This window comes from Stenotrophomonas sp. 24(2023) (assembly GCF_030913365.1).
Lineage (GTDB): Bacteria > Pseudomonadota > Gammaproteobacteria > Xanthomonadales > Xanthomonadaceae > Stenotrophomonas.
Window position 1 is genome coordinate 2,512,783 of record NZ_CP133160.1, and the last position, 21,630, is coordinate 2,534,412.

The 21,630-nt window shown below is 69.3% G+C and carries 19 protein-coding genes; all 19 read left to right on the forward strand.

The features are described from left to right. Nucleotides 1-118 precede the first annotated feature (118 nt). The 19 genes from Q9R17_RS11145 to bcsB all read left to right on the forward strand — a co-directional run bounded on the left by Q9R17_RS11145 (nucleotide 119) and on the right by bcsB (nucleotide 21,615). Entirely contained in the window at nucleotides 119-2,017 is a 1,899-nt protein-coding gene (locus tag Q9R17_RS11145) for a S8 family serine peptidase (RefSeq protein ID WP_308154711.1), read from the forward strand. Nucleotides 2,018-2,190: 173 nt separating this feature from the next. Further along, nucleotides 2,191-3,912, forward strand: coding sequence for a type II secretion system ATPase GspE (gspE, locus tag Q9R17_RS11150; RefSeq protein ID WP_308154712.1), 1,722 nt, complete (start codon nucleotides 2,191-2,193; stop codon nucleotides 3,910-3,912). Nucleotides 3,913-3,936: 24 nt separating this feature from the next. Further along, nucleotides 3,937-5,157, forward strand: coding sequence for a type II secretion system F family protein (locus Q9R17_RS11155; RefSeq protein ID WP_308154713.1), 1,221 nt, complete (start codon nucleotides 3,937-3,939; stop codon nucleotides 5,155-5,157). Nucleotides 5,158-5,205: 48 nt separating this feature from the next. Continuing rightward, a complete protein-coding gene (gene gspG, locus Q9R17_RS11160) occupies nucleotides 5,206-5,649 on the forward strand; it encodes a type II secretion system major pseudopilin GspG (protein WP_308154714.1) in 444 nt (147 codons plus the stop codon). A gap of 6 nt (nucleotides 5,650-5,655) precedes the next feature. After that, entirely contained in the window at nucleotides 5,656-6,153 is a 498-nt protein-coding gene (locus Q9R17_RS11165; protein ID WP_308154715.1) for a GspH/FimT family pseudopilin, read from the forward strand. Then, complete coding sequence (locus Q9R17_RS11170) at nucleotides 6,150-6,569, forward strand: prepilin-type N-terminal cleavage/methylation domain-containing protein (RefSeq protein WP_308154716.1); 420 nt, start codon at nucleotides 6,150-6,152, stop codon at nucleotides 6,567-6,569. Before Q9R17_RS11165 ends, Q9R17_RS11170 begins: the two co-directional genes overlap by 4 nt. Next, entirely contained in the window at nucleotides 6,566-7,198 is a 633-nt protein-coding gene (locus Q9R17_RS11175) for a type II secretion system protein J (protein WP_308154717.1), read from the forward strand. Before Q9R17_RS11170 ends, Q9R17_RS11175 begins: the two co-directional genes overlap by 4 nt. Next, nucleotides 7,195-8,061 carry a type II secretion system protein GspK gene (locus Q9R17_RS11180; RefSeq protein WP_308154718.1) on the forward strand — a complete coding sequence of 289 codons (867 nt, stop codon included), beginning with the start codon at nucleotides 7,195-7,197 and terminating at the stop codon, nucleotides 8,059-8,061. The genes Q9R17_RS11175 and Q9R17_RS11180 overlap by 4 nt, the downstream gene beginning before the upstream one ends. Beyond that, nucleotides 8,058-9,209: a PilN domain-containing protein gene (locus tag Q9R17_RS11185; RefSeq protein WP_308154719.1), complete on the forward strand. Its 1,152-nt coding sequence runs from the start codon at nucleotides 8,058-8,060 to the stop codon at nucleotides 9,207-9,209. The genes Q9R17_RS11180 and Q9R17_RS11185 overlap by 4 nt, the downstream gene beginning before the upstream one ends. Then, nucleotides 9,184-9,888 (forward strand): type II secretion system protein GspM, encoded by a 705-nt coding sequence (gspM, locus tag Q9R17_RS11190; protein WP_308154720.1) that lies wholly within the window; start codon nucleotides 9,184-9,186, stop codon nucleotides 9,886-9,888. The genes Q9R17_RS11185 and gspM overlap by 26 nt, the downstream gene beginning before the upstream one ends. Further along, entirely contained in the window at nucleotides 9,878-10,666 is a 789-nt protein-coding gene (locus tag Q9R17_RS11195) for a hypothetical protein (RefSeq protein ID WP_308154721.1), read from the forward strand. The genes gspM and Q9R17_RS11195 overlap by 11 nt, the downstream gene beginning before the upstream one ends. A gap of 9 nt (nucleotides 10,667-10,675) precedes the next feature. Continuing rightward, nucleotides 10,676-12,853, forward strand: coding sequence for a type II secretion system secretin GspD (gene gspD, locus Q9R17_RS11200; protein WP_308154722.1), 2,178 nt, complete (start codon nucleotides 10,676-10,678; stop codon nucleotides 12,851-12,853). A 187-nt stretch (nucleotides 12,854-13,040) separates the two neighbouring features. Continuing rightward, the gene (locus tag Q9R17_RS11205) at nucleotides 13,041-13,901 is read left to right on the forward strand and encodes a glycosyltransferase (protein WP_308154723.1); all 861 of its coding nucleotides are present in this window, start codon (nucleotides 13,041-13,043) and stop codon (nucleotides 13,899-13,901) included. After that, complete coding sequence (locus tag Q9R17_RS11210) at nucleotides 13,898-14,737, forward strand: glycosyltransferase family 2 protein (protein WP_308154724.1); 840 nt, start codon at nucleotides 13,898-13,900, stop codon at nucleotides 14,735-14,737. The genes Q9R17_RS11205 and Q9R17_RS11210 overlap by 4 nt, the downstream gene beginning before the upstream one ends. A gap of 68 nt (nucleotides 14,738-14,805) precedes the next feature. Next, nucleotides 14,806-15,987: a nicotinate phosphoribosyltransferase gene (gene pncB, locus Q9R17_RS11215; RefSeq protein ID WP_308154725.1), complete on the forward strand. Its 1,182-nt coding sequence runs from the start codon at nucleotides 14,806-14,808 to the stop codon at nucleotides 15,985-15,987. Between the two features lie 221 nt (nucleotides 15,988-16,208). Then, a complete protein-coding gene (locus Q9R17_RS11220) occupies nucleotides 16,209-16,667 on the forward strand; it encodes a cellulose synthase (protein ID WP_308154726.1) in 459 nt (152 codons plus the stop codon). 34 nt (nucleotides 16,668-16,701) lie between these two features. Beyond that, complete coding sequence (locus tag Q9R17_RS11225) at nucleotides 16,702-17,043, forward strand: hypothetical protein (protein WP_308154727.1); 342 nt, start codon at nucleotides 16,702-16,704, stop codon at nucleotides 17,041-17,043. A gap of 97 nt (nucleotides 17,044-17,140) precedes the next feature. Further along, nucleotides 17,141-19,291 (forward strand): UDP-forming cellulose synthase catalytic subunit, encoded by a 2,151-nt coding sequence (bcsA, locus tag Q9R17_RS11230; protein ID WP_308154728.1) that lies wholly within the window; start codon nucleotides 17,141-17,143, stop codon nucleotides 19,289-19,291. After that, on the forward strand, nucleotides 19,288-21,615 hold the full coding sequence (gene bcsB / locus Q9R17_RS11235) for a cellulose biosynthesis cyclic di-GMP-binding regulatory protein BcsB (RefSeq protein WP_308154729.1): 2,328 nt from the start codon (nucleotides 19,288-19,290) through the stop codon (nucleotides 21,613-21,615). The genes bcsA and bcsB overlap by 4 nt, the downstream gene beginning before the upstream one ends. The last annotated feature ends 15 nt before the right edge of the window (nucleotides 21,616-21,630 follow it).

Here is a 21,630-nt window from a genome sequence, read left to right on the forward strand (position 1 = left end):
CGCAGGTGGGCCTGAGGGGCGGGTCACGGCCACCCCGGCTTGGCCGGCCGGGGAGTGATGGCCAGGGAAGCGATGGCTGAGTGTTGGTTCTATCCATGACCTAGAAGAGGATGTCGACGTGATCAAGAAGCAGAACCTCCGCATCAATGTACTTGCCGCCGCCGTGCTGGCGATGACCGGCACGGGCCTGGCACAGGCGGCCTCGCCGCCGGTGAGCGCGCCGCTGTCGGCGCCCCGTACCCAGCAGGCCGACGGCATCATCGTGAAGTACCGCAGCGGCACGGCCGCCGCCAGCGACGCGGCATCCAAGGTGTCGGTGGTCAATGCCGCACTGTCGCGCGCCACCGTGGGCGGCGCCAACCTCGGTGCGGCGGCCCGCAGCGCGGCGTTCAGCCCGCAGGTGGCGCGCCGGCTGGGCATCGGTGCCGACCTGATCCGCCTCAACGCGCGCCTCGGCGAGGGGGAACTGTCGCGGGTACTGGCTGAACTGAAGGCCGACCCGGCAGTGGAATACGCGGTGGCCGATGCCATCATGTATCCGCTCGACCTGCCGGCCAGCGCGCGGGTGCAGGCACGGCCCAGCGCCGATGCCGGCCCCAACCTGGTGCCCAACGACCCGTACTACCAGAGCCACAACTGGCACTTCCACAACCCGGTCGGGGGCGTGAACGCGCCGGCCGCCTGGGATGTGTCGCAGGGCGAGGGCATCGTGGTGGCGGTGCTCGATACCGGCATCCTGCCCGAGCATCCGGATTTCGCCGCAGGCACGCTGCTGCAGGGGTATGACTTCATCAGCGACGCACAGCGTTCGCGCCGTCCGGCCAACGGACGCGTGCCCGGCGCGCTGGATCATGGCGACTGGATGACCACCGCCAACGAGTGCTACGCCGGCTCGCCGGTGCGCAACAGCACCTGGCACGGCACGCACGTGACCGGCACCATCGCCGAGGCAACCAACAACGGCGTGGATGCCGCAGGCCTGGCCTACAAGGCCAAGGTGCTGCCGGTGCGCGTGCTGGGGTACTGCGGTGGCACCCTGTCGGACATCACCGATGCCATCACCTGGGCATCGGGCGGCACCGTGGCGGGCATCCCGGCCAACCCGAACCCGGCCGAGATCATCAACATGAGCCTGGGTGGTGCAGGGTCCTGTGATCCGGCCTACCAGGCGGCCATCACCGGTGCGACCAACCGCGGCACGCTGGTGGTGGTGGCGGCCGGCAACGAGGGCTACAACGTCAGCAACTCACGCCCGGCCAACTGCGATGGCGTGGTGTCGGTGGCGGCCACCGGCATCACCGGTGCGATCGCCTCGTATTCCAACTTCGGTACCCGCATCGACCTGTCCGGTCCCGGCGGTGGCGTGGTCGATGGCAACCCCAACGGCTACGTGTGGCAGGCCGTTTCGCGCAACACCACCTCGCCGCCGGAAAGTGGCGTGACCACCAGCTACACCATCGGTGGCAAGGCGGGTACCTCGATGGCCGCACCGCACGTGGCCGCGGTGGCCGCGCTGGTGCAGAGCGCGCTGATCGCCAATGCCCGCGACCCGCTGGCGCCGGCGGCACTGCGCCAGCTGCTCAAGGACAGCGCCCGGCCGTTCCCGGTCGCCATCCCGGCGGCCACGCCGATCGGTACCGGCATCGTCGATGCCAAGCGCGCGCTGGATCTGGCCCTGGCCGAGCCCTGCACGGAGAACTGCGAGCCGGAAGGTACGCCGCTGACCAACAAGGTGCCGTTCGCCGGTGCCAGCGGCGCGGCCGGCAGCGAGACCGTGTTCCGCTTCGAGGCGCAGGCCGGCAAGCCGCTGAGCGTGCTGACCTATGGCGGCAGCGGCAACGTGTCGCTGTACCTGGCCCAGGGACGCGTACCCAGCGCCACCGACAATGACGCCCGGTCCACCCGGCCGGGCAATTCGGAAACCGTGCGCGTGGCCGCACCGGCCGCCGGTGCGTGGTACGTGAAGGTGGTGGGCGAAGCCGCGTTCAGCGGGGTGAGCATCCTGGCCACGCAGTAACCTGCACCGTTCTGGGGGTGTTCGCCCCCGGGTGACGTTGTATCCCGTTGGGGCATCCGTCGCGGCACGTGACGGATGCCCCTTTTCATTGTTTGGCCGTTGTACGGATGCTGGCCAGGCAGCGGAAATGCCGGGCAAACTGCTACAGTCGGGCCGATCGACAGGAGAGAAACGTGAACGCCGCCGCGCCCGCCATCGTCGACACCACCGAAGGACGCATCCTCGATGCCCTGCTTGCCCGTGGCCGGCTGAAGGAAGCGGACCTGTCGCGCGCGCGCGTGCTGCATGCCCAGGCCGGCGGCAGCCTGCTGGGCCTGCTGGTGCGCCTGGGGCTGGTGTCCGAACGTGACCAGGCACAGGCCAGTGCCGATGTCCTGGGCCTGCCGCTGGTGGAGGGCCGGCAGCTGCCCGATGCACCGCCGCAGGCGCTGTCCGAGAGCCTGCCGCTGACGTTGCGTTTCCTCAAGCAGTTCCATGTCTGCCCGCTGGCGCTGGATGAACAGGGCGTGCGCCTGTGGCTGGCCGATGCCCACGAAGGCTACCCGCAACAGGCCGTGCAGCTGGCGCTGGGCGTGCCGGTGCAGCCGGTGATCGGCCTGCGCTCGGAAATCGACGATCTGGTCGAGCGCTGGTTCGGCCAGGGCCGCAGTGCGATGGGGGCGATCGTGGAAACCGCCGACGGCGAGGGCGGGCCGGTCGATGACATCGAGCACCTGCGCGACCTGGCCTCCGAAGCGCCGGTGATCCGCCTGGTCAACCTGGTCATCCAGCGCGCGGTGGAACTGCGTGCCTCGGACATCCACGTCGAACCGTTCGAAAGCCGGCTGAAGGTGCGCTACCGCGTCGATGGCGTGCTGGTGGAAGGCGAAAGCCCGCCGGCCAACCTCACTGCTGCGGTGATCAGCCGCATCAAGATCATGGCCCGGCTGAACATCGCCGAGCGCCGCCTGCCGCAGGATGGCCGCATCATGCTGCGCGTGCAGGGCAAGGAACTGGACCTGCGCGTGAGCACGGTGCCGACCGCGCACGGCGAAAGCGTGGTGATGCGCCTGCTCGACCGTGAAACGGTGGTGTTCGATTTCCACCGCCTGGGCTTCACCGATGCCTTCCTGCCACAGTTCCGCAAGGTGCTGGAACAACCGCACGGCATCCTGCTGGTGACCGGCCCGACCGGCTCGGGCAAGACCACCACGCTGTACACCGCGTTGAGCCAGCTCAACACCGCCGACGTGAAGATCATCACCGTCGAAGATCCGGTCGAATACCAGATCGAGGGCATCAACCAGATCCAGGCCAAGCCGCAGATCGGCCTGGATTTCGCCAATGCCCTGCGCAGCATCGTGCGCCAGGACCCGGACATCATCATGATCGGCGAAATGCGCGACCTGGAAACCGCGCGCATCGCCATCCAGTCCGCGCTGACCGGCCACCTGGTGCTGTCCACGCTGCACACCAACAACGCGGCCGGCGGCATCACCCGCCTGCTGGACATGGGCGTGGAGGATTACCTGCTTACCTCCACCATCAACGGCATCCTGGCCCAGCGCCTGGTGCGGCGGCTGGAACCGACCCACGCCGAGCGCTATGAGGCGTCGCCGGAGGAGATCGAACGTTTCGACCTGCGCCGCCTGCAGCCACAGGGCACGATCCACCTGTACCGCCCGCGACCGTCGGCGCTGGCACCGACCGGCTACCTGGGGCGCACCACCATCATGGAATTCCTGGTGATGAACGATGCGCTGCGGCGTGCAGTGATGCGCCGCGACGGCATGGGCGAAATCGAGCGCATCGCCCGCGAGGGCGGCATGCGCACCATGTACGAGGATGGCCTGGCCAAGGCACTGGCCGGGCAGACCACCCTTGAGGAAGTCCTGCGCGTCACCGAGGAAAGCTGATGCACGCACGGGGCCATCGCTGACATGCCGCATTACCGTTACAAGGCGCTCAACGCGCACGGCGAACTGTTCGAAGGACAGATGGAAGCGGCCAGCCAGGCCGAACTGGTCGCGCGCCTGCAGGACCAGGGTCACCTGCCGGTGGAAACACGCGCCGCCGACGAAGGCAGCCTGTCGCGTTCCAGCCTGCGCGGGCTGTTCAAGCCACGCCCGCTGCAGGGGCCGGCGCTGCTGCAGTTCACCCAGCAGCTGGCGACCCTGCTCGGGGCCGGGCAACCGCTGGACCGCGCGTTGACCATCCTGCTGGCGCTGCCGGAAGACGAGCGTTCGCGCCGCGCCATCACCGACATCCGCGACGTGGTGCGTGGCGGCGCGCCGTTGTCCACCGCGCTGGAGCGCCAGCATGGCCTGTTCTCGCGGCTGTACGTGAACATGGTGCGTGCCGGTGAAGCCGGCGGCAGCCTGCACGACACGCTGCAGCGGCTGGCCGATTATCTTGAACGCAGCCGCGCGCTGCAGGGCCGGGTGATCAACGCGCTGGTGTACCCGGCCATCCTGCTGCTGGTGGTCGGTGGCGCACTGCTGTTCCTGCTCGGCTATGTGGTGCCGCAGTTCGCGCAGATGTATGAAAGCCTGGATGTCACCCTGCCGTGGTTCACCAACCTGGTCCTGCAGCTGGGCCTGTTCGTGCGCGATTGGTGGATCGTGCTGGTGGTGGTGCCGGCGCTGCTGGCCTGGGCCTTCGAACGCAAGGCGCGGCAGCCGGCGTTCCGCCTGGCGCTGGATGGCTGGCTGCTGCAGCGCAAGGGCATCGGCCGCCTGCTCGGCCAGCTGGAAACCGCGCGCCTGGCCCGCACGCTGGGCACCCTGCTGCGCAACGGCGTGCCGCTGCTGTCGGCGCTGGCCATTGCCCGCAACGTGCTGGGCAACCGTGCACTGGCGGCCGACGTGGACACCGCCGGCGAAGAGGTCAAGAACGGCAACGGCCTGTCCGCCGCGCTGGGGCGTGGCAAGCGTTTCCCGCGCCTGGCCCTGCAGATGATCCAGGTCGGCGAGGAATCGGGCACGCTCGATGCCATGCTGCTCAAGACCGCCGATACCTTCGAACAGGACAGCGCGCGCAGCATCGACCGCCTGCTGGCGGCGATGGTGCCGGCCATCACCCTGGTGCTGGCATCGGTGGTCGGTGCGGTCATCATCGCCGTGCTGGTCCCGCTGTATGACCTCACCAACGCCATCGGCTGACCGCTGGCGCCCAATGCCCCTCCGTTTTCAAGACCGCAAGGAACGACCATGATGCCCGCCCGCCGCCCGCTTCGACTCTCCTTTGCCAGTGCGCGTCACCAGTCCGGCATGAGCCTGCTGGAAATCATCATCGTCATCGTGCTGATCGGCGCGGTGCTGACCCTGGTCGCCAGCCGCGTGCTGGGCGGCGCCGACCGCGGCAAGGCCAACATCGCCAAGGCCCAGGTGCAGACCGTGGCCGGCAAGGTCGACAACTACCAGATCGACACCGGCAAGCTGCCCGGCGCGCTGACCGACCTGGTCACGGCCCCCGCCGGCGTCAACGGCTGGCTGGGCCCGTATGCCAAGGCGGCCGACCTCAACGACCCGTGGGGCCATGCGCTGGAATACCGCGCGCCCGGCGATGGCCAGCCCTATGAACTGATCAGCCTGGGCAAGGATGGCAAGCCCGGTGGCAGCAGCGTGGACGCTGACATCCGTTACGAGCAGTAAGGCCGGATGCTGCTGCGCCTGCCCGCCCGGACGCTGCGTCCACGTCTGCCTGGCAGGCGCGTGGCAGGCTTGACGTTGCTGGAAATGCTGCTGGTGATCGCCCTGCTGGCGGCGGTCGGGCTGGTGACCGCCGCCGGCCTGTCGCGGGGGCTGGGTGGCATGCAGCTGCGCAGCAGCGGCAAGGACATCGCCAACCAGCTGCGCATGGTGCGCGCGCAGGCGATCGCCCGCGGCGAAGCCCAGCGCTTCGTGATCGAAACGCAGCGGCACCACTGGCAGGGCATCGATGGCCGCCAGGGGAACATCCCGCCGCGCCTGCAGGTGTCCTTTGAAGGCGCCGCGCAGCTGGCAGCGGCCCCGGGGCAGGGCGTCATCGAGTTCCATCCCGACGGCGGTTCCAGTGGCGGACGCATCCAGCTGCAGCAGGGCGACGCACAGTGGCGCATCGATGTGGGCTGGTTGACCGGTGAAGTCCGTTCCGGCCCATGGCGGGGGGCGCCATGAAACAGCGCGCCCGCGGTTTCACCCTGCTGGAGGTGATCGTGGCCTTTGCCCTGCTCGGGGTGGCGCTGACCCTGCTGCTGGGCAGCCTGTCCGGTGGTGCACGGCAGGTGCGCGAGGCGGAACTGCGTTCGCGTGCCGTGCTGCATGCGCAGTCGCTGCTGGCTGCCGCCGGCGTGGAAGAGCCGCTGCACGCTGGCAGCCGCCAGGGGCAGTGGGACGACGGCCGCTACCAGTGGCAGCTGCAGGTACAGCCCTACAACGAGCCGCGTGGCGATGGCAGCCAGGACATGGCATCCCCCGGCGCACCGTGGCTGGCCGAACTGCAGCTGCAGGTACGCTGGGGCGACGATGCCCGCCAGCAGCTGCACTGGCGCAGCGTGCGCCTGTTGCCGCCGGATCTGGAGAGCGCGCGATGACACGGCGTGCCGCCGGCTTCACGTTGATCGAGGTCCTGCTGGCCACCGTATTGCTGGTGGGCGGGCTGGCGCTGGCGTTTGCCAGCGTGCGTTCGGCCATGGCGGTCAGTCAGCGCGGCGAAGCCATCGCGGCGGCCAGCGAGCGCATGCGTGCCGTGGAAGGCCTGCTGCGCCGCCAGCTGTCCGCCGCGTTGCGCAGCCCGATCGAGCCCCTGGACCCGACGCGCGAGCCGGTCTATTTCCTGGGCCAGGCGCAGCAGATGCTGTTCGTTGCCGATGTGCCCGGCTATCTGGGCCGTGGCGGTCCCTACCTGCACACCCTGCAGGTGCAGGGTGAGGCTGGCGCACAGCGGCTGACACTGGGGCTGGTGCTGCTGCAGAAGGGCGAACGCATCGAGGAAACGCCACCGCGTGCGCCGGAACTGCTGGTGGATGGCCTGCAGTCCGTGCAGCTGCGCTACCGGGGCATCGACGCGGCCACCAGCCAGCTGACCGAATGGCTGCCGCGCTGGGAGGACACCCGGCGTCTGCCGTTGCTGGTGGAGATCCGCGTGCGGCCGGCGCAGGGCGCACCGTGGCCGCCGCTGGTGGTCGCGCTCAATGCCGGTGGCACCGGCGGTGCGCAATGAGGCTGCGTGCGCGTGGGGCCGCCCTGGTGCTGGTGCTGTGGTTGATCGCGTTGATGACCGCGCTGGTCGGCGCCTTCGCGCTCAGCGCGCGCACGGAGCACCTGCAGCAGCGCGTGCTCGATACCGATGCGCGCGGGCAGGAACAGGCCCGCGCGGGCCTGGAATATGCGCTGTCGCGGCTGCGCCCGGACCCGCAGCGCCCCGCATGGCAGGCGGATGGCCGGCGCTACCGTTGGCAGTTCGAGGAGGCGCAGGTTGAAATCCGGATCCTCGACGAGGAAGGCAAGATCAACCTCAACCGCGCCGATCCGGTGCTGCTGGAAGCCTTCCTGCGGGCCATGGGCGAACCACAGGAAACGGCCCGGCAACTGGCCGGGGCCATCATCGACTGGCGCGACACCGATGACCTGGTGCAGGCCGGGGGCGGTGCCGAAGCGCCGGACTACGCGGCAGCGGGCCTGCCGTACGGCCCGTCCAACCAGAATTTCGAAACCCTGGGCGAACTGCAGCGCGTGCTGGGCATGCGGGCGGCACTGTTCCAGAAAATGCTGCCGTACATCACCCTGTACAGCCGGGGCGTGCGCCCGGACCCGCGCGTGGCCGAAGGACCGGTGCTGACCGCACTGGGGCTGGATGCCGAGCAGGTACTGGCCCAGCGCGCGCAGCTGCAGGCGGACGAAGATCCCACGGCGGCGCCAAAAACATATGCCAGCGGCAGCGGGACCTATAGTATCGAGTCCCGCGCCATCGACGGCAGCGGACGTGCGTCGGTGCTGCGTGCGGTGGTGCGCAGCGGCTCGGGGGGACAGCTCGGGCGTACTTATCAGGTGCTTCGCTGGGAGCAGGGAATGGCGGCAAGATGACGGCTTGGCAGGACAGTCTGCGTCAGGTGCAGGGCCGGATCGGTCCCGGTGCCGCGCATTTCCTGCGCTGGTGGCGGCAATCGCTGCTGGCCTGGGTGCCGGCACGCTGGCAGTGGGCGCTGGGCTGGTCGCAGGCCCGCCTGCTGCTGCAGCCCGCGCAGGGCCAGCTGCAGGTATGGCGCGATGTGGGGGGCCAGCGCGCGGCCGTGGCCAGCCTGCCGTGGCCGGTGTCCCCGGCTGCGCTGGAACGCGTGCTGGACCCGCGCCTGCATGCCCTGCCACGGGTCTGGCTGCTGCCCCCCGGCCAGGTGCTGCAGCGCCGGCTGCGCCTGCCCGCCGCCGCCGGCGACCGCCTGCGCGACGTGGTCGGGTTCGAGATCGACCGGCAGACGCCGTTCGATGCCAGCCAGGTCAGCTACGACGTACGCAACCTTGGCGCTGCCGGCGAAGACCAGCTGGATGTGGAACTGGTCGCCTGGCCACGCGCCCAGCGCGAGGCATGGCAGGTGCAGGCCGGTGAATGGGCCACGGCGCTGGCCGGCGTGGACGCCGAAGACGTGCACGGTGGGGCGCTGCAGGTGAACCTGCTGCCGCCCCCGCAGCGCCAGCCACAGGCCGATCCGCTGCGGCGCTGGAACCTGTTGCTGGCCGTGGCCGCAGCGGTGCTGCTGGTACTGGCGGGCACCCAGCTGCTGGACAACCGCCGCGATGCCGTCCAGGCGCTGCGCGAGCAGGTGGACGGTGCCGCCCGCAGTGCCCGGGGCGTGGCCAGCGAACGCAGCCAGCTGCAGGCCATGCTCGATGGCGCGCGCTATCTGGAAGAACAGCGCCAGCGACGTGCCACCACCGTGGAAATCTGGAGCGAGCTGACCCGGCGGCTGCCCGATGGCACCTATCTGGAAAAGCTGGCCGTGGAAAACAACGGCCTGCAGTTGATCGGGCTCAGCCGCGAAGCGTCGCAGCTGGTGCCGCTGCTGCAGGCATCGCCGCTGTGGCGCAAGGTCAACCTGACCGGCGTGCTGCAGGCCGATGGCGCCAACAGCGGGCGTGACCGCTTCACCCTGACCGCCGAACTGCAGCCGTTGCCGGCCGCGGCGTCCTCTACGACCCCGGAGGCGGCCGATGCCGATGCAAAGCGCGCCCCGTGACCGCTGGCTGGCGCTGGGCCTGCTGCTGGCCCTGCTGGGCCTGGGCTACCTGGTGCTGGTGCATCCCTGGTTCACCGTGCCGTTGCTGGAACTGCAGCAGCAGACCCGTGACCTGCGCGAGCGCGAGCAGCGCGTGCAGGCGCAGCTGCAGCAGCGCCCGCAGATCGAAGCCTCGCTGCGGGCGACCCGCGATGCCCTGCAGCAGCGGCCGGGCTTCCTGACCGAGGCCACCACCGAAGCCGCCGCCGCTGCCCTGGGCGCCCGCCTGCAGGATGCCGTGGCCGCCGCCAGCCCGGGCAACCGCAGCTGCACGATCAGCAACCGTACGCCGTTGACGGACAACCGCCGTGATGCGGCGTTCCCGCGCGTGGCGATGCAGGTCCGCCTGCGCTGCGGCGTGGCCGAACTGGCCACGGTGCTGCACAGCCTGGAAACCGGCAGCCCGCGGCTGTTCGTGGACAACCTCAACCTGATTGCCCAGCGCTTCCAGCAGTCGGCCAGTGAAACCGGCCTGGGCCTGGATGTGTCCTTCGAACTGGTCGGGTACCTGCTGCCGTCGGTAGACGCCGCCACCGCCGCGCAGGCGGCGCCATCGGCCCCGGCGCCGGCAGCGCAGGCGCCCAGCGGCGAGGCCATGGCCACCGAACCGGAAACGGCGGAGGTGCCCGATGAAGGTTGAGCAGATCGGCCTGCGCACCTGGTTCCTGGTCGCCACCGCTGGCTGGGCAGGCGCACTGTGGCTGGCCACCGGTTTCGGCCTGGGCGGCCAGCTGTCTGCCGGCCAGGCGGGCGATGCGGCGGCCGTGGCGCTGCCATCGTTGCCGCCGGTCGCGCCCGAACGCATGGCATCGGCAGACAGCTACGCCCCCATCGCAGCGCGGCCGCTGTTTGCCGAAGACCGGCGGCCACGCCCTTACCAGCTGGGGGGAACCGAAGGCACCACCACCAGCAGCGTGCGCCTGACCGGCGTGCTGATGACCGGCAGTTTCGCCATGGCCACGCTGACCACCGACCAGAACCGGTCGCTGCGGCTGCGCCTGAATGGCGAGGCGGTCGATGGTTGGCAGTTGGTGGACCTGCAGCCACGGCAGGCCACGGTGGTCGGCCCTGGTGGCAGCCAAGTGCTGCCGCTGGCCGTGTTCGATGGGCAGGGCGGGGAACCGCCCACGCCGCTGCTGGGGGCACAGAATGGCCGGCCGCCACCGGCCGCGGCGGCACCGGCATCACCGCCCCCGCCGCCTGCGGCGGCGCCGGTGCGTCCGGCGCAGGATACCGCTCCCGTACCGCCACCGTCGGCCGCGGCGGCCGCTGCAGCACCGGCCCCCGCCAGCCAGGGCCCCAGCGAAGAACAGATGCGGGCGATCCGCGAGCGCATCCAGGCCCGTCGCCAGCAACTCCAGCAACAGCAACAGCAACAATCGCCACCGCCGGGCAACGGCAACGGCGCCAACCGATAGAGTGAAAGCATGAGCCTGCGTTTCCTACCGTGGTCCCTTCTCCTCGCGCTGTTGGTCGGCTGCAGCACCGTGTCCACGCCGCAGGTACGGCGTGATGCCAACCTGCAGGCACCGTCGCTGGCCGGGCCGGCACCGGCCGATGCCGCTGCCGGTGGCAACCAGGGCTCGCCACAGGCGGTGATCCGCCGCGGCAGCGGCACCATGATCAACCGCCAGGCGGCCAGTGCGCCGGCCCCGGCCCTGCATGCGGCCAGCACCGGCGAAGCCACCTTCAATTTCGAAGGGGAATCGGTGCATGCCGTGGTGAAGGCGATCCTGGGCGACATGCTTGGGCAGAACTACGTGATCGCCCCGGGCGTGCAGGGCACCGTCACCCTGGCCACGCCCAAGCCTGTATCACCGGCACAGGCGCTGAACCTGCTGGAAATGGTCCTGGGCTGGAACAACGCCCGCATGGTCTACAGCGGTGGCCGCTACAACATCGTCGCCGCCGACCAGGCGCTGGCCGGCACCGTCGCCCCCAGCACCGCGCCGGCATCGAGCGCGCGGGGCTTCGAGGTGCGCGTGGTGCCGCTGCAGTACATTTCCGCGGCTGAAATGAAGAAGGTGCTCGAGCCGTACGCGCGGCCCAACGCGATCGTCAACGTGGACAGCGGGCGCAATGTGATCACCCTCGGCGGTACCCGCGCGGAACTGGAAAACTACCTGCGCACGGTGGAAATCTTCGATGTCGACTGGCTGTCGGGCATGTCCGTGGGCGTGTTCCCGATTGCCTCGGGCAAGGCCGAGCAGGTAGCCAAGGATCTGGAAAAGGTATTCGGCGAAGAGAGCAAGACGCCCAGCGCCGGCATGTTCCGTTTCCTGCCGCTGGAAAACGCCAACGCGGTGCTGGTGATCACCCCGCAGGCGCGCTACCTGGACCAGATCCAGCAGTGGCTTGACCGCATCGACACCGCCGGTGGCGCCCCGCGCCTGTTCTCCCATGAACTGCGCTACATCAAGGCCCGCGACCTGGCCGAGCGGCTCAGCGAAGCGTTCGCCGGCAGCAACAGCCGCGGCGGCGCTTCACCGGTCGCACTGGCGCCGGGGGCGATGCCGGCGCAGATGGATGCGGGCAACCGCAACAACGACAGCAGCAACGCCCTCGGCTCGTCCAGCAGCAGTGGCAACAACGCCAACGGCAGCTTCAACCTGCCGCAGCGCCAGTCGGGCAACTACGCCGTCAACCTGGAAGTGGAAGGTGACCAGGTCGGCGTGTCGGCGGTGGAGGAAACCAATACGCTGCTGGTCCGCGCGACCCCGCAGGCCTGGCGTTCGATCCGTGAAGTGATCGAGAAGCTGGACGTGATGCCGATGCAGGTGCACATCGAGGCGCAGGTGGCCGAGGTGGCACTGACCGGCGACCTCAAGTACGGCGTGAACTGGTACTTCGACAATGCGGTGGCGGGCAAGACACTGGGCGGAGCCCTGGGCGCCACGACCCTGCCGGCGGCGTCGGGCGGTTCCTGGAGCAGCTTTGCCGGCGCGGTGACCGGCGCCGACGGCCTGGGCTGGGCCTTCACCGGCCACAACGGTGCGGCGGTGATCAGCGCGCTGGACAAGGTCAGCGACCTGCGCCTGCTGCAGACGCCCTCGGTGTTCGTGCGCAACAACGCCGAGGCCACGCTCAACGTGGGCGACAAGGTGCCGATCAGCACCACCACCGTGAACACCGGCGTGGGCACCAGCACCTACAGCCAGGTGCAGTACATCGATACCGGCGTGATCCTCAAGGTGCGCCCGCGGGTGACGCGCGATGGCACGGTGTTCATGGACATCGTGCAGGAAGTCAGCAGTGCCTCGGATGTGCCGGCCACCTGCAACCCGCAGGAACAGAACTGCAACCCGCGCATTTCCACCAAGAAGCTGGCCACCGAGGCAGCCGTGCAGAGCGGGGATACCATCATGCTGGCCGGCCTGATCACCGATTCGGCCACCGATGGCAGCAGCGGTATTCCCGGCCTGAGCCGCATCCCGGTGATCGGCGCGCTGTTCGGGCAGAAGACCCGCACCAGCCGTCGTTCGGAAGTGATCGTGCTGCTGACCCCGACCATCGTGCGCAATGGTGCCGAGTCGCGGCAGCTGACCGATGAGTACAGCCAGCGCTTCCGCGCGATGGAGCCGCTGAGCCAGCCGGGCAAGCGCTAAGGGGGGAGGCCGGGCTGCGCCCGGCAGCCCATACCGGCCTGCATCCACGCATGGCGTGGATCTACCGAAGCGGTGGGCAACTGTGGGTCCACGCCATAGACAGCTGTCGGTGGCCGTGGACTGAAGCGGGTGCCGTGCGCCACCCGGCCGGTGCTACCCTTCGGGCAACGACAACCACGGAGGCGGGATGGGGGCGATCGTGCTGTTGCCGCTGGGCGTGGACGATGCGGCGCTGGACCGCTGCCTGGCCGCGCTGGATGCCGGAACCGCCGCCGGCACGGCGATCTGGCTGGCCGATGATGCGCAGGCCGGCCCGCGCGCGCAGGCGGTGATCGAGCACTGGCTGGCGCACACCCCGCTGCAGGCCGAGTACACCCGCCGCGCACGGCCGCTGGGCGAGGTGGCGCATCTGGATGAAATGCTGCGGGCCTGCGAGGGCCTGGACGTGGCGGTGCTGGCACCGGACAGCGTGCCGGCGCCAGGCTGGCTGCAGCAGCTGGAAGCCTGTTTCGCCCGCGATGCGGCCATCGCCACTGCGACCCCTTGGTGCAACGCCGGTGAAACCACCGCATGGCCACGGTTGGGCGAGATCAACCCGGTGCCGCCGGACACCACCGCGTTGGCACAGGCCTGTGCCGCGCTGCCGGCGCTGCACCCCGAACTGCCCTCGGCCGTGACCCACGCGGTGCTGGTGCGGGCCAATGCCCGCCGCCGGGCCGGCGGGCTGGATGCCGACAGCTACGGGGGGTGGAACACGGCGCTGATCGACCTGAGCCTGCGCATGGCCGGGCTGGGCTGGCGCAACGTACTCTGCGAAAACGCGTTCGTCTGCCGCGATGGCGAAGCCGCCGTGCATGAGGGGGACCTGGATGTGCTCGGCACCCGCTGGCCGGGCTGGGCGCCACGGCTGGCGGATTTCCTCATGCGCGACCCGCTGCACGACCTGCGTGCCGACCTGCAGCGCGGCGTGCAGCAGGCGATAATGCCGCGTGCGCAGGGCGACCTGTTTCCTGCGCCCCCTGCACCCCCGCCGGAGCCTGCTGCGTGAACCCCGCCATTGCCGCCATCGTCGTCACTTACCAGAGCGGCAGCACCATCGATGAATGCCTGGCGCGGCTGCGGCAGGCGCAGGACGTGGCGGAGATCCGCGTGGTCGACAACGGCTCGATCGACCAGACGCTGGATATCGTCCAGCGCCATGCCAGCCACGACCCGCGCGTGCGCTTCATCGGCAACCCCGACAACCCCGGCTTCGCCGCCGCCAACAACCAGGGCGTGGCCGACTCCCACAGCCCGTGGCTGGCCTTCATCAATCCCGACCTGCTGGTGGAACCGGGCACGCTGGCCGCGCTGCGCGACCGGGCCCAGGCCCTGGGCGATGGCCTGCTGGGCGCGGAGCAGGTGGACGAGCAGGGCGTGGCCGACAGCGCGGTACGCCGCCGTGATCCGGATTTCGGCGCGATGCTGCGCTCGCCCGGCAAGGGCGCACGGCTGGCGATCGCGGCCGATCCCGCGCAGGCGCTGCAGACCGTGCCGGCCCTGTCCGGCGCGCTGCTGCTGATGCCACGCGCACTGTTCGACCGCATCGGTGGCTGGGATGCCGGCTACCGCCTGCATGCCGAAGACCTGGACCTGTGCCGGCGCGTGCGCGAGGCCGGCGGCACGGTGGCCATCGCCAACGACCTGAAGGTGGTGCACGTGCGCGGCGTGTCCAGCCGCTCGCGGCCGTTCTTCGTGGAATGGCACAAGCATCGCGGGTTGTGGCGCTATTTCCGCAAGTTCGAAGCGCAGCAGCGCCCGCTGCCGGTGCGGGTGGCGGTGTGGGGTGCGATCTGGGCGCACGCTCTGGTGCAGGTGCCACGTCTGCTGCGCAAGTCGCTGTAATCCCCGGCCGCCGCGCGCCGTCGTCGGCCGGAAACCGCGATTCACCCGAACGGGCGCATAATTGCGCCATGGCCATCATCCAGTCCCTGCTCGACACCGACCTGTACAAATTCACCATGATGCAGGCGGTGCTGCACCAGCATCCCGGCGCGCAGGTGCAGTACCGGTTCAAGTGCCGCACACCCGGCATCGCCCTGGCCGACCACCTGGACGAGATCAGCGCGGAAATCGACCACCTGTGCAGCCTGCGCTTCACCGATGCCGAGCTGGACTACATGCGCGGCCTGCGCTTCGTGAAGCCGGACTTCGCCGATTTCCTCGGCCTGTTCCACCTGGACCGCAAGTACATCCACCTGCGTGCCTCGGCCACCGTGCCCGGCGAGATCGAACTGGACATCACCGGCCCCTGGCTGCATACCATCCTGTTCGAAGTGCCGCTGCTGGCGATCATCAACGAGGTCTGGTTCCGCAACACCAGCACCGCCGACATCGCCGAAGGCGAGCGCCGCCTGCAGGCCAAGGCCGCGCTGCTGCGCGATACGCCCGGCTTCGAGCAGTGCCGCATCGCCGATTACGGCACCCGCCGCCGCTACTCGCGCGACTGGCACGCGCGCCTGCTGCCGCTGCTGCGCGATGCACTCGGTCCGCAGCTGGTGGGCACCAGCAACGTGCACTTCGCCCGCCTGTACGGCATGACCCCGCACGGCACGATGGCCCACGAATACCTGCAGGCCTTCCAGGCACTGGGCCCGCGCCTGCGCGATTCGCAGGTGGCGGCGCTGGATTCGTGGGCGCGCGAGTACCGTGGCGACCTGGGCATCGCCCTGTCCGACGTGGTCGGGCTGGATGCGTTCCTGCGCGATTTCGACATGTACTTCTGCAAGCTGTTCGACGGCGTGCGCCACGATTCGGGCGACCCGTTCGACTGGGGCGACCGCATGCTGGCCCATTTCCAGCACCGCCGCGTGGATGCACGCAGCAAGGTACTGGTGTTCAGCGATGGCCTGAACATCGAAAAGGTGATGCGCCTGTTCGACTACTTCCGTGGCCGCTGCCAGGTGGCCTTTGGCGTGGGCACGCACCTGACCAACGACCTGGGCCCGACCCCGCTGAACATCGTCATCAAGATGGTCCGCTGCAACGGCCAGCCGGTGGCCAAGCTCAGCGACTCCCCCGGCAAGAGCATGTGCGACGACCCGGGCTACCTGGCCTACCTGCGCCAGGTGTTCGAGTTGCCCCCCTCGCCTTGACCTCTTTGCGGCCTGGTTGAGGTACCGTGGACAGCGTCAAAGCCTTGCCAGGTATCGGTTTTTGAAAAAAAATCAACGATTCCATGGGGTTGCACCAAAAAAGCCTGCATTGGCGGGCTGGATGTGCAACAATCAAGTGAGGCGTAGTTCACACTTTATAGCGGTGTCAGGACACGGGGGCGGTTCCATGCCAGTCCTGCGCCGGGTTGCCTGGGGCCTGCATGAGTGCATCTGAAACGCTGGATCTGTACCGTCTACAGGGGTGTTCCCTGCAATGGCGTGGCTTCGTGCTGGCCATGGCGGAGGAGTTCAAGGACGCCCTGCCGGAAGCCGATGTCGCCCGGTTGATGGCCCGGATCGGCGAGCGCTTCGCGCGTGCGCACCCGCTGCCGGCGGTGGAATCGCTGGAGGCGCTGGCCCTGGCGGCCAATGCCGTGTGGGCGGGGGTGTCCTGGGGTGCGGTGCGCATGCAGGACGGTGGCAGCGAGGTGGTCATCGAGCACCTGGCCGCACCGCTGACGGCCCTGCTGGTGCACCATGGAAACTGGAACATGTCCTTCCTGGAAGGCGTGTACCGGGCCTGGTTCCGCGAGGCGGGCATGCTGCCCTCGCTGGACCTGGAACCGGGGCCGGGTGGTTCGGCCGATGTGTCACGCTATGTCCTGCGCCGGGTCAGCTGATCGACCCACTTCCAGTTTTCGAGGCCTCTTCACAATGTCTGTTGATTCTGCCAGCCACGACGATGTGGCCGGCCTGTTCAAGCGACTGGGCGCCCGCGCCGGCGCGCCGCAGTACCACGATTTTTCCGTTGAACCGGCCAGCGCACCGCCGCCGCTGACACCCCGCCAGGCCCCGCAGGTGGCCTCGGTACCGGTGGTGGAGGCGGTGCCTGCACCTGCACCGGTTGCCGCAGCGGCCGTTCCGCCGCCGCCGGTGCCGGTGCCGGCCATGGCACCGGCCGGTGCCACCGCATTGCAGCACCTGTTCCACCGTCTGGCCCAGGCGCCGTTGCAGGGGCCGGGCCAGAGCCCGCTGGCGCGCCTGCGCCAGCGCTGAGTAGCCGTCTGGGGTGCACCTTCCAGCAATGGGGGAGAGGGTGCACCGCAGTCCACCCACGCAATGGGCCGCGCTGGTGCGGCCGGGATGACACCGCATGACCCAAACCCCGACACCCCTGCGCAGCGCCTGGATCGCGCGCCTGGGCCTTGCCGTGCTGGTCGCCGGTGCCATCGCCCTGCTGGCCTTCGTGGCCACGGTGCCGCTGGACGTTGTCCACCAGCTGCTGTTCTCGGCCGTGGTGTTCGGCATCGCCCTGTGCCTGCGCAACCGCGAAAGCCGCCTGGTGCCGTTGATCCTGATGGCCCTGTCGCTGGTCATGTCCACCCGTTACATGTGGTGGCGCCTGACGGAAACGCTCGGCTTCGGCAGCCTGGTCGATCTCACCCTGGGCATGGGCCTGGTGGCGGCCGAGGTGTATGCCTACCTGGTCCTGGTGCTGGGCTACTTCCAGGTGGCCTGGCCATTGAACCGTGCGCCGGTGCCGTTGCCGGAAGACCGCGCGCAGTGGCCGACCGTGGACGTGCTCATCCCCACCTACAACGAGCCGTTGTCGGTGGTGCGCACCACCATCCTGGCGGCCACGGTGCTGGACTGGCCGGCGGACAAGCTCAACATCTACCTGCTCGACGACGGCCGCCGCGAGGAATTCCGCGCGTTCTGCGAGCAGGTCGGCGTGCACTATGTCACCCGCACCAACAACAACCACGCCAAGGCCGGCAACATCAATGCCGCCCTGAAGAAGAGCCACGGCGAGTTCGTGGCGGTGTTCGACTGCGACCACGTGCCGACCCGCTCCTTCCTGCAGATGTCCATGGGCGGCTTCCTGCGCGATGACAAGCTGGCCGTGGTGCAGACCCCGCACTACTTCTTCTCGGCCGATCCGTTCGAGCGCAACCTGGGCACCTTCGGCAAGGTGCCCAACGAAGGCGAGCTGTTCTACGGCCTGCTGCAGGATGGCAACGACCTGTGGGATGCCACCTTCTTCTGCGGCTCCTGCACGGTGCTGCGCCGTGCGCCGCTGGAAGCCATCGGCGGGGTGGCCGTGGAAACGGTGACCGAGGATGCGCACACCGCCATCCGCCTGCACAAGGCCGGCTGGCGCAGCGCCTACATCCCGATCCCGCAGGCGGCCGGGCTGGCCACCGAAAGCCTGTCGGCGCATGTGGGCCAGCGCATCCGTTGGGCGCGTGGCATGGCGCAGATCCTGCGGGTGGACAACCCGCTGCTGACCAAGGGCCTGAGGTTTGTGCAGCGGCTGTGCTACACCAACGCCATGCTGCACTTCTTCTACGGGTTGCCGCGCATCATCTTCCTGACCGCGCCACTGGCCTACCTGTTCTTCGGTGCGCACGTCATCCACGCCTCGGCGCTGATGATCCTGTCCTATGCGCTGCCGCACATCCTGCAGGCCAACCTGACCAACGTGCGCGTGCAGGGCCGCCACCGCCACCTGCTGTGGAACGAGGTGTACGAGACCACCCTGGCCTGGTACATCCTGCGGCCCACGCTGATGGCGGTGATCAACCCCAAGCTGGGCAAGTTCAACGTCACCGCCAAGGGCGGCCTGGTCGAGCGCAGCTATTTCGATGCGCAGATCGCGCGGCCCTACCTGTTGCTGCTGCTGTTGAACGTCACCGGCATCGTGGTCGGCATCGTCCGGCTGGTGATGGCCGATACCGGCGGGGAAAGCAACACCATCTGGTTGAACCTGGGCTGGACCCTCTACAACACCATCATGCTTGGCGCGGTCATCGCCACCTCCAGCGAGCAGCGGCAGATCCGCCGTTCGCACCGCGTGCCGCTGTCGATGCCGGCGGTGCTGCACCTGGCCGATGGCCGCGCGCTGCCGTGCCGCACGCTGAACTTCTCCACCGGCGGCATGGCGGTGCGGCTGGATGCTCCCGAGCCGCTGCAGCCCGGCACCGACGCCTCGATCGAACTGACCAACCGCAACCGCAGCAAGCACCTGCCGGTGGTGATCCGGCATGACCGCGATGCCTCGGGCATCAGCCTGCAGTTCGGCGAACTGGACCTGGAACAGGAACGCTGGCTGGTCACCTGTACCTTCGCCCGCGCCGACATCTGGGTGCAGCTGTGGGGGCGGCACGACCGCGACACCCTGCTGCGCTCGTTCGGCGATGTCTTCAAGGCCAGCCTGCGGGGCTTCCACCGCCTGGGGCGGTTCATCACCTCCGGCGGACGTCGCAGCGACGCCGCCCCACCGCGTACCGGAGACTCTGCATGACCCGTCGTGACTTCCGCCTGGGCCGCCTTGGCCTGTGCCCGCGCGTGGCCGCCCTGGCGTTCGCGCTGACACTGCCGTGGGCTGCCGTGCAGGCGCAGGATGTCACCGTGCCGCCGGCTGGTAGTGCCGCTGTGCCGGCCGCCCCGCTGCCGGCAGGCGCGCCGGTGGCGGCGCCGGCCTCCATGCAGCACAGCCGGTCCACGCTCAAGCAGCTGGGCATCGATTACGAAATCACCCTGCGTGGCATCCAGGGTACGGCCGGCGTGCCGTTCTCGGTGCGCAGCGACCAGGTGGTCGACCGTGCGTCGCTGCACCTGAAATACAGCTATTCCCCGGCACTGCTGCCGGACCTGTCGCACCTGAAGGTCACCGTCAACGACGTCACCGTGGCCACCCTGCCGGTCAGCACCGACCAGGCCGGCAAGGTGATCGAGCGCGACATCGACGTCGATCCGCGCCTGATCATCGACTACAACCGCATCAACCTGCAGCTGATCGGCCACTACACCCGCGAGTGCGAAGACCCGGACCACACCAGCCTGTGGGCCAACATCGACAGCGCCAGCTTCCTGGAACTGGGCTGGCTGCCGCTGCAGCTGAACAACGACCTGTCGCTGCTGCCGGTGCCGTTCTTCGACGCGCGCGATACGCGCCGGCTGGACCTGCCGTTCGTGTATGCCGGGCAGCCGTCGGCGGGCACGCTGCAGGCGGCAGGCATCGTATCGTCGTGGTTCGGTTCGCTGGCCGGCTACCGGGGCGCGCGCTTCACCGCCAGCCCCGATGCCCTGCCGCTGCAGGGCAACGCAGTGGTGCTGGCCACCACCGGCAAGACACTGCCGGGGCTGGAGCTGCCGCAGGTGGCCGGGCCGACGCTGGCCATGGTCACCCACCCGACCGACCCCAACAGCAAGCTGCTGCTGGTGCTGGGCCGCGACGATGCCGAACTGCGCACCGCCGCTTCGGCGCTGGCGCTGGGCGCGCCGTTGTCCGGCCCCAGTGCCACCGTGGACAGCTTCAAGCAGGCCACCGCGCGCAAGCCGTACGATGCGCCCAACTGGATTCCCAGCGACCGCCCGGTACGCTTTGACGAACTGGTCAGCCGCACCAGCGAACTGAACGTGGTCGGCTACCACCCGGACCTGATCCGCATCGGCCTGCAGCTGCCGCCGGACCTGTTCGTGTGGCGCAAGCAGGGCATCCCGCTGGACCTGCGCTACCGCTACACGCTGCCGGAAGGCGCGGACAAGTCGGCGCTGAACATCAACATCAACGATGCCTTCGTCACCACCTTGCCGCTGGATGGCCTGCCGCGCGCGCAGAACATGCCGGAAAAGCTGTGGAACAAGCTGAAGGTGCGCGGGCAGATGCCGATCGCGCAGAAGGTGCTGCTGCCTACCGGCCCGTTCTCGTCCAACAGCCAGCTGCGCTTCCACTTCTTCTTCGACCGGCCGCAGGCCGGGGAGTGCAAGAACACCTTCCCGGACGTGTCGGCGGCCATCGATGGCGATTCCAGCATCGACCTGCGGGGCTTCCACCACTACATGGCCATGCCCAACCTGGCCGCGTTCGGCAACGCCGGCTTCCCGTTCACGCGCATGGCCGACCTGTCCGAATCGGCGGTGGTGCTGCCTGATGGCTTCACCGCCGAGGACGTGGGCAACGCGCTGACGGTGCTGGGCCGCATGGGCGCGGCCACCGGTTACCCGGCGCTGGGCAACCGCTTCCTGCGTGCCTCGGAGGTTGCCGCCAACCCGGACCTGGACCTGCTGGTGCTCGGCTCGCGCCGTACCCAGCCGCTGTTCACCCAGTGGGCCGACCGGCTGCCGATCGGCGAAGGCGCGCAGCAGCGCAGCTTCGCGTTGTCCGATTGGCTGACCGCGCATCTGCCGGGCTTCCTGTCGCCCGACGCGCGCCGCACCGACCTGCCCTCGGTGGCCGAAGTCGGCCTGCGCCCGGACCCCGATGACGTGATCCTGCTGGGCTTTGAATCGCCGTTGAAGGCCGGGCGCAGCGTGGTGGCGATCCTGGCCGACAACCCCGGCCAGGTCGGGCGCCTGTTCGATGCCTGGTTCGAGCCGGACCAGCTGCGCGATTTCCAGGGCAGCGTGGTGCTGCTGCACAAGAACACCGTGCGCAGCATGGCCGGCAACCAGACCTACTACGTGGGCCATCTGCCGTGGCTGACCTGGGCGCAGTGGTACTTCTCGCACAACCCGCTGTGGCTGGGCCTGCTGGTCGGCTTGGCCTGCGTGCTGCTGGCCCTGCTGGCGCGCTGGCTGCTGCGCCGCCAGGCACGCCGCCGTCTGGCACAGGGTGGCAGCTGAGCATGGGAGTTGCCT

Coding starts and splice junctions, on each gene's coding strand:
- Q9R17_RS11155 (WP_308154713.1), top strand. CDS start 3,937: ATGCCGCATTACCGTTACAAGGCGCTCAACGCGCACGGCGAACTGTTC.
- gspG (WP_308154714.1), top strand. CDS start 5,206: ATGATGCCCGCCCGCCGCCCGCTTCGACTCTCCTTTGCCAGTGCGCGT.
- Q9R17_RS11165 (WP_308154715.1), top strand. CDS start 5,656: ATGCTGCTGCGCCTGCCCGCCCGGACGCTGCGTCCACGTCTGCCTGGC.
- Q9R17_RS11170 (WP_308154716.1), top strand. CDS start 6,150: ATGAAACAGCGCGCCCGCGGTTTCACCCTGCTGGAGGTGATCGTGGCC.
- Q9R17_RS11175 (WP_308154717.1), top strand. CDS start 6,566: ATGACACGGCGTGCCGCCGGCTTCACGTTGATCGAGGTCCTGCTGGCC.
- Q9R17_RS11180 (WP_308154718.1), top strand. CDS start 7,195: ATGAGGCTGCGTGCGCGTGGGGCCGCCCTGGTGCTGGTGCTGTGGTTG.
- Q9R17_RS11185 (WP_308154719.1), top strand. CDS start 8,058: ATGACGGCTTGGCAGGACAGTCTGCGTCAGGTGCAGGGCCGGATCGGT.
- gspM (WP_308154720.1), top strand. CDS start 9,184: ATGCCGATGCAAAGCGCGCCCCGTGACCGCTGGCTGGCGCTGGGCCTG.
- Q9R17_RS11195 (WP_308154721.1), top strand. CDS start 9,878: ATGAAGGTTGAGCAGATCGGCCTGCGCACCTGGTTCCTGGTCGCCACC.
- gspD (WP_308154722.1), top strand. CDS start 10,676: ATGAGCCTGCGTTTCCTACCGTGGTCCCTTCTCCTCGCGCTGTTGGTC.
- Q9R17_RS11205 (WP_308154723.1), top strand. CDS start 13,041: ATGGGGGCGATCGTGCTGTTGCCGCTGGGCGTGGACGATGCGGCGCTG.
- pncB (WP_308154725.1), top strand. CDS start 14,806: ATGGCCATCATCCAGTCCCTGCTCGACACCGACCTGTACAAATTCACC.
- Q9R17_RS11220 (WP_308154726.1), top strand. CDS start 16,209: ATGAGTGCATCTGAAACGCTGGATCTGTACCGTCTACAGGGGTGTTCC.
- Q9R17_RS11225 (WP_308154727.1), top strand. CDS start 16,702: ATGTCTGTTGATTCTGCCAGCCACGACGATGTGGCCGGCCTGTTCAAG.
- bcsA (WP_308154728.1), top strand. CDS start 17,141: ATGACCCAAACCCCGACACCCCTGCGCAGCGCCTGGATCGCGCGCCTG.
- bcsB (WP_308154729.1), top strand. CDS start 19,288: ATGACCCGTCGTGACTTCCGCCTGGGCCGCCTTGGCCTGTGCCCGCGC.